Consider the following 15942-nt stretch of genomic DNA (forward strand, 5'->3'; position numbering starts at 1 on the left):
CCTCTCTCATTCTTTTAAAATATGGATGTTTTCAGAGACGGTAAACAAGGCTTCGGTCCGATTCCTGATTTCCTGAATACTGAACGGTTCAAATACATCCGTTAATAAAAGGCCTTCCGAATTTACAGAAAACACTCCTAGCTCGGTGATGATCATATGTACGCATTTCTTGGCGGTTAACGGCAACGTACATTTTTTGACTAATTTAGACATGCCCGCTTTATCGGTATGTTCCATTAAGACGATGACCTTTTTTGCCTTAGCAGCCAATTCCATGGCACCTCCCATGCCTGGCACCCGTTTTCCCGGGACAATCCAATTAGCGAGATCCCCCACTTCACTTACTTGAAGGGCTCCAAGAATCGTGACATCCACCCTGCCGCGCCGTATCATCCCAAATGCAACCGTACTGTCGCAGTAGGAAGCCCCCGCTCTAATGGTGATCGGCAGTCCCCCAGCATTGCAAAGATGGGCATCTTCATTACCCTTTTCAGGAGAACTGCCAATACCTACAAGGCCATTTTCAGCATGAAACATAACCTTATGGTCATTCAAAAGATGATTCGGTACAAGGGATGGAATGCCAATTCCCAAATTGACCAGCATCCCATCGCTAATTTCTGATGCTGCCCGTTTCGCTATTCGATTTCTATCTTCGGTTCCCAAACCCATTTCCAATCGACTCCTTTTGATGGAATGATATAATCCACAAAGGCACCCGGTACAATGATGTCCTCTGGATCCAAAGAGCCAAGCGGAACGATTTGCATGGCTTCGACTAAAGTGATTTGTCCGGCCGCAGCTACAAGTGGATTCGTATTCCTGGCGCTTTTATCAAAGATGAGATTTCCATAAGGATCTGCCATTTCTGCATAAACAATGGCAATATCGGCAGTTAATGCAGATTCCACCAGATAATTTTTCTCACCTAGCTTTACGATTTGCTTGCCATCCCGAACGAAATCGGCCTCAATTCCAATATCAGTCAATATCCCACCTAGCCCCATCCCTCCGGCCCTGATGCGTTCGACAAGCGTCCCTTGCGGAGAGAACTCCACTTCGATCTCCCCATTGTTCATCAATAGTCCTGCATTTGGATTGGAACCGATATGGGAAACGATGATTTTTTTCGCACGGCGTTGGGTGACTAGTTTTCCGATTCCTATATCAGGGAAACCTGTATCGTTCCCAATCAAGGTTAAATCCTTTATCCCTGACTCCAAAATCAGATTGATCAATCCTGGAGGTGTCCCTATGCCACCGAATCCCCCATACAGGATGGACTGATTATCTTTAAAGAGATGGAGGACATCCTCCAAACGACAAATCTTCTGAAATGTATTTTCCGGCACTATGACTCACTTCCTTGTTGTGCTGGCCGTTTTCCTTTGGATTCATTGAATTGCTGAAAAGTTATATCGATCCTCATTAACAATTCTGCACACTCCTCTTCCGATATCGTTAACGGGGGGGAGATGATGATGGCTGCCCCGGTCACACCGTCAAGGCCTGCTGCTGCGGGATACAGCAGTATTCCGTTCCTCATTCCCAATTCAATGATTTCATTGGTCACATCGGCCTCCTTCGGAAATGGGGACTTCGTGGCTTTATCCTGGACAAATTCGATGCCAATCAATAAACCCCTGCCACGTATATCACCAATAAAGGAATACTTCCCAGCTAACTTCTTCAGGCCCCTAATCAGGCCCTTTCCTCTATCGGCTGATTTTTCGACAAGTTCATTCTTCTCGACATATTCTAAAACGGCCAAAGAAACCGAACATGATAATGGATTTGCACTGAGCGTATGGCCTCCGATAATTGACTTCGAGCCTTTGATTATTGGCTCCATCACGTTTTTGGTCATTACTGCGGCAGCTATCGGAGTATACCCGCCACTCATTCCTTTGCCAAATGTTACGATATCAGGTTCCACATCCCAATATTCGGAAGCAAGCAGCCTACCGGTACGCCCAAATCCAGTCATGACTTCATCGGCAATGAATAAAATATCATTCTCTTCGCAGATTTTCTTGAGTTTTTGAAAATAACCATCAGGAGGAACAATGGCACCTCCGGCTGCTCCAATAACAGGTTCTGCGATGAAAGCCGCTATATTTTCACTGCCAATACGCCGGATCGACGCTTCCAATTCAGAAGCACAGGCCATACCGCACGTATGGGGATCAAGTTGAAGTGGACACCGGTAACAATATGGAGGAGATACAGAAGGATATGATTCAAGTAAAGGAGTAAATCGTTCCCGGCGAATCGGATGGCCAGACATTGAAAGAGCCCCCATCGTGATGCCATGGTAGCTCATCCACCTCGATATGACTTTCTGTTTCTTGGGCTTCCCTTTTTCCTGCCAATGCTGGATGGCAATTTTCAATGCAGTTTCAGTCGCTTCGGAGCCGCTGTTTACAAAAAAGCTATATGTCAGATCCCCTTTGGTCAATTTAGCAATTTTTCCGGCAAGATTCTCTGCAGCTTCACTGGTAAATTGGGAACGATAGACAAATGAAACCTGTTTTGCCTGTTTTACCATCGCATCCATGATTTCCTGGACTCCATGCCCAATGTTGGCAGTAACAGCACCGGAAGAAGCATCCAGGTAATCCTTTCCTTCTTTGTCGTATAAAAACACTCCCTGACCATGGCTGATAGTCGGGTAGGCTCCTCCCAGGACCGGCTTGATCAATGAAGACTGCTCCATAAGCCCACACACTCCTTCTCTTTATAAACAAATGCAATATTGTAAAGTGTATGTCCAGATGAAGGCAATCTTGCTAAGGAAATTGACCTATGCATGTAAACGGATAATTTTCTTAGTTTTATGTCCAGGAAAAAAATGGGACAAAAAAAGTGTATCCCACAAGAGATACACTTTTTTCTTACAATACGCTATTTAGTTTTTCTTCACGAATTGACTCCAAAAAACTTTCATCCTTTAAAACAGCCAGCACATTTTTATAAAAAGCAGTTTTATCGATAACTGAAGTATGTACATATTCATACTCTTTTAAAGACGGATGACGCAAAACATTTTTCATGCAGGAATGACAAACTTTTTTGGTTCCTAACTTATAGTAGTTCAAGTTACTTGCATCCCCATTAGAAGTGTCTTCGTTACATACGAAACATGTATGGCTCACACGGCCTTTTTTATTATACTCGGCCAAAGCCCCTTCTAAACGAATGGATGCGGGAATTGTTAATAACACATAATCACCTTTTCTATTTTAAATCTCTTAGTATTATATCAGAAAAATATAGAATTTGAACAATTAGACTCATATTCCCTAATAATGCTTGTAAAATAGGACTATTTCCAGTGTTGGTAAGCGGAATGACTCCTAAAATACTCCAAAATGAAAAATACATTTATACATACCCTGAACAGATAAAACACCGTCCACTTTTTGAACGGCGTCATCAAATTGTATCATGAATGGATTTGGATCGTTGCTTTTCCGTTCTCCACCTTCATTACTGCACTTGCACCAACCGGCACCGTCACAAATGGATGTACATGACCAAAATTGGCATTAGCAATTACAGGTATCCCATTTATCTCTTTTTTGGAAGCAATGATTTCCTGCAAAGCATATTCAGTCATTCCCGAATCCTTTTGGAAACGGCCTATGACGATTCCTTTAATCCCACTTGCTTCTGGCTGATGCAGCAAGGATTGTAAATCCCGGTCAAAGCTGAATGGATGGCTTTCTTCGTCATCTTCTATGAAAAGGATACTGTCCTTTAAAGAAGGCATAAACTCTGTACCTTGCAATAAGTTGAGTGTACAAAGGTTTCCCCCAATGATCGTCCCAGCCGCTTCGCCTTCCTGAATGACCATATATCCAGCATTCGGGTGGAAAGTTCGGTCATCCTGTTCTAAATGCCAAGAGTCATCACTCCACGTTTCACTTGGATCAAGATAAAAGCCTTCACTTTCAATAACTGCCTTTTTAAAATATTCCATCGTATATTCCAGACCAGCCTTCATCCCGAACGTCGAGAAATGAGGACCTGAGTATGTAGTTAAGCCTGTTTTTTTATGAATGGCCAGTAAAATTGCGGTTATATCACTATACCCCATCAACACTTTTGGATTTTCCTTTATCAAATCGTAATCGATATATCGTAACAATTGGTTAGCGTTATACCCCCCGATGGCTGTAAAGATTCCCTTAACATTAGGATCCCTGAAGGCCTCATGCAAATCTTCGACCCGGTCTTCAATCGAATTCGAGAAAAAGTCATCATGGAACAAAGCCGTTTTACCATATGTCACTTTAAAACCAAGCTCAGTCAATCTTTCTTCTGCCAATCTGCGCTGTTCCCCTTTGACAATCGCCAAACTTCTTGAAGGAGCAATTACGCGAATTTCATCCCCTGCTTGTAAATGGGAAGGTTTCATATCTTTATCCCCCTAAATTAATTACATCTGTCGTTATTTTAGCAGAAAAGGTGAATAAAGAAAAACCAAGACTCTTAAGTACTGAAATTCACTTTTCCAAATATCCCCTACAAAAAAACTAGGAATCATAATTTCCTTACGAATCCTTTTGGCCCCGTTTTCCTCATATTGCTATCTTCTCGTCATTCCCGTTGTGCCGTATTGGAAAAAAGAATGGTTATGTATAATTGCCTGTACTGTATTTACCTTTGCCCTATCAGTACAATAATGGATTTTATAAAGATCCCCAGTCAAACCACCAAATTCCCTACATAAAGAAAAGACCAGCTTTATCAACTGGTCTTTTAGTTATTCAATTAGCAACAGAATGAAGCACCGATGATAATCAACAGAATGAACAAGACAACGATTAATGCGAAGCCTGATCCAAATCCGCAACCACCGCAGCCGCCACCGAATCCACCACCATAACCATATCCTCCACCATATCCACCATATCCGTACATTAAGTTCCACTCCTTTTAGAATTCTGATTTCTCTTTACACCTTACCATATGTCATTACGCCCGCCTCGGTCTGTGCATTTGCCTATTTTTTTGAATTTAAGAAAAAACTTATGTAATCAACACCTTCATAACCGTTAAACTTACAATAGGAGAACCACCAGGAGCACCATCCAAAATGTCAAAAAAACGTTTCATAATTTATTGTGTTACTTTAAAATTGGGATATAATAAGGATAAAACATTTCTTAGCCTCTTTAAGCTATCTCATACCTATATAGATACATAAAAGGTTAATACGGGGGAACATAATTGAAAAAGAACGCAAAATCCTTCATCCCTTTCGCTGCAATCGCCACGATCCTTCTCATCAGCTATGCCCTTCAAAAAGCTCCTAAAACATATGGATCAGATGATTCAGTAAATGTTTATCAAAGATTCCAAACTGGCCAGCCCATTCAGTATCTCGTTATTGGTGACAGTATCGGAAGAGGGTCAGGAGCTGAAAATCCTAATCTAACATGGTTCAAACAGTTAGAAAATAAGATGATTGAAACCAATGATATTCCTTTACACGGAGATTACGTGGTCCAAAGCGGCTCCACTGCTTTTGAAGGTCTATTTAAGCTTTCCCAAAGAAGGCAGCATGACCATAAAGATTTGATTTTCTTCATTTTCGGTGAAAATGACCGCAAATATATGAATGTTGATGATTTTACCATGACATATGAAGCTTTAATAAGAAAGGCAAAACGTCTCCACCCTAATGCTGAATTGTTCACAATAACAGAGAGTTCCTTGAAATATGAGGAATTTGCGTCAGCCATTGGACTTTTATCCAAACATTATGGTGCAACTAATGTGGATATGCGTCCAATATTCAAAGATTCAGGATATACGGAAAAGCAGTTGACCAAAGATATGGTTCATCCAAATGGGCTGGGTTATAAACTTTATGCTAATGCAATATATGAACGCTTCCTGGATAATATAAAACGGGGGAAGACTGTTGCAAACCTTCCATCTAAGCTTCATGCCCATTCTGATATTAAATTATCGGAGATTGACCACTATGAAAAAATGAACGGTTTCCGTCCACGGGGCGGCTATTTTACTAGTAGTGAAAAGGGCAGTGTGATTGAATATAACTTCAATGGAAGTATACTTGGGGTGAAACTCCTTAGGAGTCCCGATGGCGGGGAAGTTAAAGTATGGATCGATGGAAATGAAACCACGACTTTGAATACGTGGTGGCCATTTGCCCGTGAAAGATATTTATTTGTCACAAATGGGCTTCCTCCCGGTTCACATACGGTCCGTTTTGAGGTGACTGGCAGAACTAAAGCAATGGACCTTACCATCATCCCATATGTCCGGATCGCATCGATCATCACCAATTGAATCCTATCCAATAATAAATACCCCCCTATCATTCTCAGGCAGGGGGGTTCCATTCAATCAAAAAGCTTTTTGTATTCTCCGTATCCTTCTTTTTCAAGGTCTTGGAGCGGGATGAACTTCAATGAGGCAGAATTGATGCAATAGCGTAATCCCGATGGTCCCGGCCCATCATTGAAAACATGACCAAGATGAGAATCGGCAATTTTTGAGCGAACCTCGATTCTTCTCATACCGTAACTCGAATCAAGGTTTTCCACCACTTCCTCTTCCTTTAGCGGTTTAGTAAAGCTTGGCCAACCGCAGCCTGAATCAAACTTTTCCTTTGAAGTGAAAAGAGGATTACCTGAAACGATGTCTACATATAACCCTTCCTCCTTCAAGTTCCAATATTCATTGTTAAAAGCTGGTTCCGTACCATTATTTTGCGTGACTTCATATTGAATCGCTGAAAGTTTCTGTTTTAATTCTTCTTTACTTTTCATTTTTTTCCCCCCAGTGATGTTGTATAAATGCTTTTCGGCCTGAGCCAATCGAATATCTTTCATAATGCTCAGGTTGCTTTTTATAATAATGCTGGTGATATGTCTCAGCTGGATAAAACGTTTGAGCTGGTATAATCGGCGTTACGATCGGTTTGGAAAATTTCCCGCTCGCCTGCAGCTTAGCTTTGGATGCTTCAGCAATTTCACGTTGGTTTTCGTCATGATAAAAAATGGCCGTTTGATAAGAACTTCCCCGGTCATGAAATTGCCCGCCAGCATCTGTCGGGTCAATTTGCTGCCAAAACATCTCGATTATTTTTTCATATGGATATACACTTGAATCAAAAGTAATCTGAACAGCCTCATAATGTCCCGTAGTTTCAGAACAAACTTCTTTGTAAGTAGGATTTTCCGTAGTCCCGCCAGTATAACCCGAGATAACGGATTCGATACCAGGCTGCTCATCGAACGGTTTCACCATGCACCAGAAACATCCACCTGCGAATGTTGCTTTCCCTAATTGCTTTGTCAAATGAAAATCCCCCTTTTTTACAAACAAACCATTGATTGCATTTTAACGTTTTTATTTTGCCCTGTAAAATAATTTGTCAATCGTCCCTATTAACAAAAATGTTTCCAGACACACGCCCAAGCATATCACCATATGATGGGATCATAATGGAAAAATGAGAGGTGTAAGAAATGAGCGATAAACAATCATATTTACAAAAAGCGGTAACTTATGATTTACTATCGTCTTATTATAAATACAGCAATCCGCAATTGCATGATTATTATTACCATAAACATTTGAAAAGTCTCGAAAAAGCAACACAACAATTGAGCTTTGAACAAATGAATGTCATACTGCCTGCACATGTTCGCATTATTCATGCTGCCCCAACAGCTCCATCGTTTGATGTTTATGTAAATGAAATGCGTATTCTTAAAGATTTCTCATATAAAGAGAACAATAGTTATTCGACATTCCCCCCTGGCGATTACCAATTGGATATATACCGCAGCGGGCAAAGCACCTCACTTTTAAGCCGTAAAGTGACGCTCGAAAGCGGGAGGTCTTATACCGTAGCCGCTACCTTGGCTAATGAGTCGTTGAAAATGTTAACTTTCGAAGATAATCCGTTTGTTCCTCAAAATGAAGCCAAGGTCCGATTCATCCATCTTTCAGATGATTTACCGTCGGTAGATATTGCCGTCAAAGATGGTGATGTCGTTTTTGAAAATCTCCATTTCAGAAAAGCAAGCGAATATCTTAATATACATCCCATGATAGTCGACTTTGAAGTGAGGAAAGCTGGGACAAAAGAGATTGCGCTTCATTTGCCAAATAATAGTTTCCGCAAAAATACTCCCTCAACCCTTTATTTAATCGGATTGAATCGGGAATCATCCACGCTGGAAACCGTAACACTCTCTCCATAAATGAATAAAAAACCAGGATGCATTAATCCTGGTTTTTTATCCATTTATTCACTATCACTGTAATGAAGATGGGATGGTCAATAAAAATGAAATGTCATCATTTTTAAGGTCGAATTCTTTCGCCTTGACCCTAATGTCGCTTTTCAAGTCCATATCCTGTAATGATACATAAATACTTTCGTCATTGGGGTTGATGCTTACCCAATCCGGCATGTTATAACGCTCATTTATTATATTCATTACATATGAAACAGGAAGGTTCATTCGTCCGATAGCAATTGATTTTTGCTTTAAGATCAAATCCCCGTTCTTTTGGGCAATTGGTTCAAAAGTCAATTTCATTTCCACTTCACGATTGAAAAATGGCATTGTACCGTATAACTCGACTTCATCCGTTAAATATACTTCGTAATGAACGGATCCCGTCAGGCCTTCTTTATCAAGATACTGATTAATTAATCTTGTCAGATCTTCCCGATTTGTGTGAATTTGAAATTGGATATCTTCTTCGTGGCTTACTTTTGGTATCAGTTCTTTATCTTTAGTCGGCAAATTAACTAAAATCAAAATAGTCATGATGACCAGGATGTTTAGGGCTAATAGGGAAATAAATAAAGTCTTCCATTTGACATTTGTCATTCTTGGTCATCATCTCCTTTGGCACTCGCTTCCAATGTGTCCTTTCCGATAGTGGTAATATCCATATCATTGTAGATTCTTGTCGCGATTAATTCATATCCGCGGTCATTTGGATGAAAATAATCCTCGGTATAAAGCAAATCCTCTTCGGAATCCTTGAAAATATCTGCTATTTCAATAAAATAGGCTGAATCATATTCCTTAATAATCTCTTTCCCGCTTTCATTCCAATCATTCATGATCATATCAAGTTCATAAAAATCTGCGAACCATTTGGAAAAGGGATTATATACGCCCACCAGGTAAATTTGGGCATGATCATTTTCAGAACGGACCTTATCGAGGATTTGCCTCAATCTTTTTTCATACCCTAATTTAGCCGAATCAAACTGATCCAGTTCCAAATTGGAGAAATTCTGTTTAAAGACCTTCAAGATATCATTTCCACCGATCGTAACAACAATCGAGTCAGCTTGTTTTATGTCTTCTTTAATCCTAGCTTTATCCAGTCTTTTCAATAGTTGGTCGGTCCTATTTCCACGTATGCCATGATTAATCATCTCAACGGAAGTAATCGATGGTTCTTTTTCCAGCTTATTTTGTAAATAAGGCAGATACCCGCCATTATCTTTACTATCACCGACACCTTGAGTCAAGGAATCGCCTATCGATACGATCTTCACAGGGTCCGGAAAAAAGCTGGCAGGAATGGTTTCCTTTTTACTTAGCTCAACTATGCTTTTCTGCTGAACAGTTGGCTGATTTGAGGCCGTTTCACTTTGACCGCAGCCGGAAATCCAAACTAGGCATATGAAAAGACAGGTGATTCTGTACCTCATGACCCTCACCTTCCTACCCATGTATTATATCATGAAGAAAACGAAAGATTGCAATCAATATACCTTTCTTGAGCATTCCTTACTATACAATATGAAAAATGCAAGGAATAAAAGCTAGTCCTATAAAATTTAGCATGTACTGAGCATGTAAAATCATTCTTCACTTCCGCTGATTCTTCAAAAACCAATTACCTCATTTTCACAACGTCAATGGGCACTACCAGAAATCCGAATGAATAAATGAAAACAGAAAGAACAGGTCATTTAACCTGTTCAATAATTCTGTAAAATTTTAATATGCTTAATAATTTCATCAAAGGGAATATCCTGCAGACCTGTATAATCCTTCATGATCTTTCCTTCTTGATCAATTAGAAAAAAGCTGGTCCCATGAATCACCTGATCTTCCGTTTCTGGTTTTTTGACGATTAGATTAAAGTTATCCCGTGCAAACTGCTCGATTTCTTCCTGACCATAACCGGTTAGAAAATGCCAATTGCTGTAATCCACATTAAATTGGTCACCAAACTTTTTTAAAACATCAGGCTTGTCAATCTCCGGGTCCACAGAAAATGAAACGAACTCAACATCCGATATACCCTCATCCTTCAATTGCTGCTGCAGTTTCGTCATATTGGAAGTCATGGGCAGACAGACCGTCTCGCAGCTGGTGAATATAAAATCCGCTACCCAAACCTTACCTTTTAGATCACTTTTTGAAAAAGGTTTACCTTCCTGATCAATGTAACTAAAATCCTCAAGGTCCCAATTTTTAGCATCAGGTACACCATTGGAACCGCATGCTGTCAACAGCAATAAAATTGATGCCCCCATAGCTGCCATAAGCAAATGCAGCTTTCTCATCCCTACCCCGTCCTTTATGTATAAAATATTCTGTTACTTCATTTATTCTAACAGACCAAAAGGAATGAGGACAGCAACACTTTCTACGAATTTAAAACAATTTTATAAATGAAAGACATCTGCCAAACGCAATTTCATGCAGCTTTATCCTTATCAGTCCCAATAATACATGATTGCCATGGCGCCTTCACCTGTATGGGTACTGACAACGGCTGTGGTTGCTTCTATTTTTATGTCTTGATACCCTGTTAAATCTGCAATAGCCTTGCGGACCTTATCCGCTATTTCAAGCCCATTCGCATGTACAAAGCCAATGCCGCTAATTTTTTTTCCTTGTGTATCTTCTATGAATTTCTTGATGATGAACTTCACGACCTGTGACTGGCTCCTGGCTTTGGATACAGGATTCAGTACACCATCATCCAGAAGTGCAATCGGCTTTATGTGCAGCAGTGAACCGATAAAAGCAGAAACTTTGCCAATCCTTCCGCCTTTAACGAGGTTATCAAGTGTTTCTATGACAATGATTAAACTTGACTGCTTTTTAATGTGTTCCAGGCGATCGATTATCTCTGCTACCGATTTTCCTTCCTTCGCCATCTTCGCTGCCTCGATCACCTGAAATGACATCGCTTTTGAAATGAATTTCGAATCAAAAACGGTAACCTTCGATTCAGACATGCTTGCTGCACTTTCCGCTGAGCGTACAGTGCCGCTCATCCCACCTGTCATATGAATGGAAATAATCTCACTGCCGTCTTTTCCAAGTTCATTATATACCTCAACAAAGGTACCTGCGGCTGGCTGTGAGCTTTTTGGAAGTTCTTTTGACTGGTTCATCCTTTTCAGGAATTCTTCTTGTTCTATTTCAACCTTATCCAAAAAAGTTTCCCCATCTATATAGATCGATAAAGGAACCATTGTTATATCATAATATTCTAGTTCTTCCGGTGTCATATCGACTGTTGAGTCTGTTACTATTTTTACTTTATTCATGATTACACATCCCTAAATTAACATATCTATTGTATTATACCTATTCAAGTTACGCATTCAAACCAAATGTTATCTTTTTTCAAGTGAGAGAATACTCATCTATTGAAATGATCGCAAAAAAAAACCGACCCATGAGCTAACCATAACACAAGCCGATTTAACATGGCATTCGTGGCATCTCTTTTATCGGAGATATTAGCTATGGGACAGTCCGCATCACGCATTATTGAGTAAGCTCCCAAAGAAAATCTTGTTATAAACGGGCCATTTGAGTACGGATGCTAAGTAATGCTTAAATGAGTAATTTTCTTTATGATCTTTATTAGCAAAAACTTTCTTTACAAACACTTCCAAACGCACGGTCAACATAAAAAAATTCGGATCACTAGGCAGTAAGACAGGTATTTCTGTAATTGTGACCTTATGTCCAAAACAATCTTTGAATTCCAAGCATTTGAACATCAATATATCAATCCTCATTTTTAACCGATTGCTTACATTATACACAATAAATCTAAAAGTATAAATATTCAAATGTGTAAAAAAACAGACAAATCACGCTTGACATCCATTTGAAAAAAGACCCATAAGTGATATTATCCCCTTAAAGTAGACAGTGTGAAACGTCCATGAAAAAACATGGATGTTGGAAGGGATTTTATTATGGTTAAAAAAGGGGATAAATTTTCAAACTTATACAGAGGAATTCAAGATACAGGTTGTCCAAAGTTATTTAAATAATGAGGGCAGCCAATCTGCTCATATGAAGAAATATGGTCTTAAAAGTAAAACGCAGTTAATGGATTGGGTGCGAAAATATCAAGATACTGACGGTTTTTCAGACTAAAGGGGAAAAGCAGCGGTAACAAGGGCTTAAAAAACCCATTGAAGGGCCGTTTCTCGTACGAAATTCGATAGCGTGGAAGAATTGGAATACTTAATAAAGAAGGACCCAAATCTACTAGGAGGTGTCCTTGCTCAAACGACTAAGTACGAGATTATTGAAGAACTACGATCTCAATACAAAGATTCTCGCTTATTGTCATTGCTCAGTTAAATCGTTCCAGCTACTATAAATGGCGTTCAACAAGTCCTCAAACACAATTCAGTCTTTCAAAGGACGATAAATTACGTGAACGGATACAACAAATTAACATAAAGCACAAGGAATATGGCTACCCTCCATGACAATTACCTTACGAATGCTTTTTAGTGAACCACAAAAAAGTATATAGACTTATGCGAGAGCTTCAAATAGAATCAATCATTCGTAAAAAGCGATGCTTTTTTCAAAGGATACCGGTCCAGAACATTTACAATAATGAAATCGTTGCTTGGAAACTCTCATATCGCACACCTTGTTCTAGAAACACTTGATTTAGCCACAAAAAAGAGATGTGTAAGGAGCCCTCATCCACTTAGATCAAGGATTCCCATACACATCTCATGATTATCATCGCAAACTTCAACAGTAGGTGCCATCGAAAGCCGCTCTCGCAAAGGAACCTGCCATGACAACGCTTGTGTCGAATCATTTTTCTCTCATTTTAAATCTGAAATGTTTTATCTCAATTATTTTCAATCAGAAGAAGAACAGATTCAAGTAATTGAAATATACATCTTTCATTATAACTACAAACGGTTCCTAAAACGACTTAACGATCGGGCTCCGATTGAATATCGAATCTCGATGGTTAAGTCGTTTTAAACTGTCTACGAGGGTTAGTCCCTAAAGTGACCTTTTTTAAGTGTCCATTATTCGGGGTATACTTCAGGCCAAATGCCTTCAAGGGCCTTTTTTTATAAACCTTCCTCGGTGTTTAATGCTTCTTCCCGCAAACTTTCACGCTTCACCCTGCGTTTATAGACAACTTTAGATAATGAAATACTGATTTCGTATAATAACAGCAGTGGAACCATTACCATAAAGTCCGACATAAAGTCAGGCGGCGTTATCGATACCGCTATGACAACCAGTACAAAGTACGCATACTTCCTTAGCTTTTGAAGCACATAAGGATTAATTATACCAATGGAGGTCAAAAACATGGTAACGACAGGAAGCTCGAATAAAACTGCAAAAGGTATCGTCATATTAAATACGAATGAAAAGTACTTATCCGCTGTAAAACTGGTTATGAACATCCCATCGCCCAATTCAATCAAAAAATGAAGAATGGTCGGGAAGATAACAAAATAACCAAAAGCAAGCCCTCCAATAAAAAGCAAGAAAAGCGCTGGAATATAGGCAAGGGTCGCCTTTACTTCATTTGGCATCAAAGCGGGTTTAACGAATAACCAGATTTGCAGAGCAATTATCGGTATCGTTGCCGCAATGGCTACGACGCCTGAAAGCATAAAGTAAATCCAGATAATATCACTAGGTCCCAATACCATCAGGTCAAAATCCAGATCCTTCACGAACCATTTGTAAATATCTTCCACATAAATAAAACTGGCGATAAAAAAGATGACAAAAGCAACAGCTGTAATGATGAGCCGTTTTCTCAATTCATCGAGATGATCGATAATATTTAATTCTTTATCTTCCAAAGTTGATCACGCCTTCATCTGAAAATCCGTATCTTTGTTCCAGCAAAAAGGCGCAAGACGATTCCATCTTACGCCCAGCATTCAATCATTCATGATTTTTTTTGTTGTATTTTTTTATCTTCATCATAATCATCTTTTGTTAAGTCACTCGTGGATTTTTTAAATTCACGAAGTGTCTGTCCAAAAGCACGGCCTATCTCTGGTAGTTTCTTCGGACCAAAAATAATTAATGCCAATATTAAGATGAGAATTAGACCAGGTACTCCAATGTTCGACATGGATACATCCCCTTTGGTTTTGTAATTATCCCTACCCCGATTATAATACCATTTCCAACCAATTGAAAGAGCACTGGCAATTCGTCATAGAATGGTAACAATTATCGACAGTATGCCCTTATCGACTGGGCAGGTAGAATAAAATGTAAAAACTTAAGTATTATTCTATCCTAATTTAACACTTTGTCCATGATTAAATCAATAAGTGAAATAAATTACTGTCTTTATTGACTTCAACGAAAGAGAATCCTTTTTTGTTCATTCTTAGAATGAGACCTTCATAATCATTCTTATCCTTCAGCTCAACACCAACAAGGGCCGGCCCGCTTTCTTTATTGTTTTTCTTCGTATATTCAAAACGGCTAATATCGTCATTCGGTCCTAACACCTCATCAAGGAATTCCCTTAAAGCTCCAGCGCGTTGTGGGAAATTCACGATAAAATAATAAAGCAGGCCTTCATATAATAAGGATTTCTCCTTAATTTCCTGCATGCGCCCAATGTCGTTATTCCCTCCGCTTACCATGCAAACAACCGTTTTGCCTTTGATTTGTTCTTTGTACAAATCCAAAGCGGCTACAGATATGGCCCCAGCCGGCTCAGAGACAATCGCATGCTGATTATATAAATCGAGAATCGTCGTGCAGATTTGCCCTGAAGGAACGACAACGATATCTTCCAGGTTTTCCTTACAGAGCTGATATGTCATCTGTCCCACACACTTGACAGCTGCTCCGTCAACAAATGTATCTATGCTTTCAAGTTCAGAAACTTTACCTTCATCGAAGGAGTATTTCATCGAAGCAGCACCAAGCGGCTCCACTCCAATGCATTTCGTTTTTGGTGAAACCGATTTGAAATAACTTGATAATCCGGCCATTAAACCGCCACCGCCGATAGCTGCAAATACATAGTCGATTCCATCTTCACAATCATTCAGGATTTCTACAGCCGTTGTCCCCTGCCCGGCGATTACCTTTTCATCGTCAAATGGATGGATAAAGGAACGATCTTCTTTTTCACAGCATTCCATCGCCATGGCAAATGCATCATCGAATGTATCTCCGATCAGGATGATTTCCACATTATCCCTACCGAATAGCTGAACTTGATCGACTTTTTGCCTTGGTGTTGTAGCAGGCATATAAATTTTCCCGTGGATACCTAATTGACTGCAGGAAAACGCAACTCCTTGTGCATGATTTCCTGCACTGGCACAAACGACTCCATTCTTCGTCTCTTCCTTGGTCAAGCTTTTCATTTTATAGTAAGCCCCTCTTAATTTAAAGGAACGTACGTGTTGAAGATCCTCGCGTTTTAAATATACATTACATTCATATTTTTCAGAGAGCCTCTGATTTTTTTGTAAAGGAGTGTGTAAAACGATCTCTTTTAGTTCTCTATAGGCAATTAGAATATCTTCCAATTGAATCCCCCTATTCATGGATGCAGTCTGATTCATAACAATCCCTCATTTCCTTCCTAATCAATTCAATCATTATAGCACTTTACTGACATTAATGT

General features: G+C 39.5%; 21 protein-coding genes. 5 read left to right on the forward strand and 16 right to left on the reverse strand.

The window, feature by feature from the left end; translation table 11 throughout:
- Positions 1-6: 6 nt before the first annotated feature.
- The 6 genes from ACQKKK_RS11340 to ACQKKK_RS11365 all read right to left on the reverse strand — a co-directional run bounded on the left by ACQKKK_RS11340 (position 7) and on the right by ACQKKK_RS11365 (position 4926).
- Positions 7-672, reverse strand: a complete 666-nt coding sequence (locus ACQKKK_RS11340) for a 3-oxoacid CoA-transferase subunit B (RefSeq protein ID WP_427616280.1) — start codon at positions 670-672, stop codon at positions 7-9.
- Positions 639-1352 carry a CoA transferase subunit A gene (locus ACQKKK_RS11345; RefSeq protein WP_427616281.1) on the reverse strand — a complete coding sequence of 238 codons (714 nt, stop codon included), beginning with the start codon at positions 1350-1352 and terminating at the stop codon, positions 639-641. The genes ACQKKK_RS11340 and ACQKKK_RS11345 overlap by 34 nt, the downstream gene beginning before the upstream one ends.
- Positions 1352-2716 carry an aspartate aminotransferase family protein gene (locus tag ACQKKK_RS11350; protein ID WP_427616282.1) on the reverse strand — a complete coding sequence of 455 codons (1365 nt, stop codon included), beginning with the start codon at positions 2714-2716 and terminating at the stop codon, positions 1352-1354. The genes ACQKKK_RS11345 and ACQKKK_RS11350 overlap by 1 nt, the downstream gene beginning before the upstream one ends.
- 178 nt (positions 2717-2894) lie before the next feature.
- The gene (locus ACQKKK_RS11355) at positions 2895-3224 is read right to left on the reverse strand and encodes a hypothetical protein (RefSeq protein WP_089364046.1); all 330 of its coding nucleotides are present in this window, start codon (positions 3222-3224) and stop codon (positions 2895-2897) included.
- Positions 3225-3445: 221 nt separating this feature from the next.
- Complete coding sequence (locus ACQKKK_RS11360; RefSeq protein ID WP_427616283.1) at positions 3446-4420, reverse strand: S66 family peptidase; 975 nt, start codon at positions 4418-4420, stop codon at positions 3446-3448.
- Positions 4421-4776: 356 nt separating this feature from the next.
- Entirely contained in the window at positions 4777-4926 is a 150-nt protein-coding gene (locus ACQKKK_RS11365; protein WP_427616284.1) for a YjcZ family sporulation protein, read from the reverse strand.
- Between the two features lie 309 nt (positions 4927-5235).
- Between ACQKKK_RS11365 and ACQKKK_RS11370 the strand changes: the two genes are divergently transcribed.
- The gene (locus tag ACQKKK_RS11370) at positions 5236-6324 is read left to right on the forward strand and encodes a GDSL-type esterase/lipase family protein (protein ID WP_427616285.1); all 1089 of its coding nucleotides are present in this window, start codon (positions 5236-5238) and stop codon (positions 6322-6324) included.
- Positions 6325-6377: 53 nt separating this feature from the next.
- Here ACQKKK_RS11370 and msrB read toward each other — a convergent pair whose 3' ends face one another.
- Positions 6378-6806, reverse strand: coding sequence for a peptide-methionine (R)-S-oxide reductase MsrB (msrB, locus tag ACQKKK_RS11375; protein WP_427616286.1), 429 nt, complete (start codon positions 6804-6806; stop codon positions 6378-6380).
- Entirely contained in the window at positions 6796-7287 is a 492-nt protein-coding gene (msrA, locus tag ACQKKK_RS11380) for a peptide-methionine (S)-S-oxide reductase MsrA (protein ID WP_427616496.1), read from the reverse strand. The genes msrB and msrA overlap by 11 nt, the downstream gene beginning before the upstream one ends.
- Before the next feature lie 221 nt (positions 7288-7508).
- Between msrA and ACQKKK_RS11385 the strand changes: the two genes are divergently transcribed.
- Positions 7509-8249, forward strand: coding sequence for a DUF4397 domain-containing protein (locus ACQKKK_RS11385; protein ID WP_427616287.1), 741 nt, complete (start codon positions 7509-7511; stop codon positions 8247-8249).
- A gap of 54 nt (positions 8250-8303) precedes the next feature.
- On the opposite strand, the gene ACQKKK_RS11390 is transcribed toward ACQKKK_RS11385, so the two are convergent.
- The 5 genes from ACQKKK_RS11390 to ACQKKK_RS11410 all read right to left on the reverse strand — a co-directional run bounded on the left by ACQKKK_RS11390 (position 8304) and on the right by ACQKKK_RS11410 (position 12067).
- The gene (locus ACQKKK_RS11390) at positions 8304-8888 is read right to left on the reverse strand and encodes a YpmS family protein (RefSeq protein ID WP_427616288.1); all 585 of its coding nucleotides are present in this window, start codon (positions 8886-8888) and stop codon (positions 8304-8306) included.
- Entirely contained in the window at positions 8885-9727 is an 843-nt protein-coding gene (locus tag ACQKKK_RS11395) for an SGNH/GDSL hydrolase family protein (RefSeq protein WP_427616289.1), read from the reverse strand. The genes ACQKKK_RS11390 and ACQKKK_RS11395 overlap by 4 nt, the downstream gene beginning before the upstream one ends.
- Before the next feature lie 273 nt (positions 9728-10000).
- Positions 10001-10591, reverse strand: coding sequence for an SCO family protein (locus tag ACQKKK_RS11400; protein ID WP_427616290.1), 591 nt, complete (start codon positions 10589-10591; stop codon positions 10001-10003).
- Between the two features lie 153 nt (positions 10592-10744).
- Positions 10745-11587: a DegV family protein gene (locus ACQKKK_RS11405; RefSeq protein ID WP_427616291.1), complete on the reverse strand. Its 843-nt coding sequence runs from the start codon at positions 11585-11587 to the stop codon at positions 10745-10747.
- Positions 11588-11803: 216 nt separating this feature from the next.
- Positions 11804-12067 (reverse strand): DUF2535 family protein, encoded by a 264-nt coding sequence (locus ACQKKK_RS11410; RefSeq protein WP_427616292.1) that lies wholly within the window; start codon positions 12065-12067, stop codon positions 11804-11806.
- 163 nt (positions 12068-12230) lie between these two features.
- On the opposite strand from ACQKKK_RS11410, the gene ACQKKK_RS11415 reads away from it, so the two are divergent.
- From ACQKKK_RS11415 to ACQKKK_RS11425, 3 genes are all read left to right on the forward strand, one after another.
- Positions 12231-12434, forward strand: coding sequence for a transposase (locus ACQKKK_RS11415; RefSeq protein ID WP_427616293.1), 204 nt, complete (start codon positions 12231-12233; stop codon positions 12432-12434).
- Positions 12435-12799: 365 nt separating this feature from the next.
- The gene (locus tag ACQKKK_RS11420; protein ID WP_427616294.1) at positions 12800-12964 is read left to right on the forward strand and encodes an IS3 family transposase; all 165 of its coding nucleotides are present in this window, start codon (positions 12800-12802) and stop codon (positions 12962-12964) included.
- 103 nt (positions 12965-13067) lie between these two features.
- Entirely contained in the window at positions 13068-13295 is a 228-nt protein-coding gene (locus ACQKKK_RS11425; RefSeq protein ID WP_427616497.1) for an IS3 family transposase, read from the forward strand.
- A gap of 92 nt (positions 13296-13387) precedes the next feature.
- On the opposite strand, the gene tatC is transcribed toward ACQKKK_RS11425, so the two are convergent.
- The 3 genes from tatC to ilvA all read right to left on the reverse strand — a co-directional run bounded on the left by tatC (position 13388) and on the right by ilvA (position 15880).
- The gene (gene tatC / locus ACQKKK_RS11430) at positions 13388-14140 is read right to left on the reverse strand and encodes a twin-arginine translocase subunit TatC (protein WP_427616295.1); all 753 of its coding nucleotides are present in this window, start codon (positions 14138-14140) and stop codon (positions 13388-13390) included.
- A gap of 89 nt (positions 14141-14229) precedes the next feature.
- Positions 14230-14418: a twin-arginine translocase TatA/TatE family subunit gene (locus ACQKKK_RS11435; protein ID WP_427616296.1), complete on the reverse strand. Its 189-nt coding sequence runs from the start codon at positions 14416-14418 to the stop codon at positions 14230-14232.
- A 193-nt stretch (positions 14419-14611) separates the two neighbouring features.
- A complete protein-coding gene (gene ilvA / locus ACQKKK_RS11440) occupies positions 14612-15880 on the reverse strand; it encodes a threonine ammonia-lyase IlvA (protein ID WP_427616297.1) in 1269 nt (422 codons plus the stop codon).
- Positions 15881-15942: the final 62 nt, after the last annotated feature.

The sequence above is a fragment of the Peribacillus sp. NPDC006672 genome (assembly GCF_050274955.1).
GTDB lineage: Bacteria > Bacillota > Bacilli > Bacillales > DSM-1321 > Peribacillus.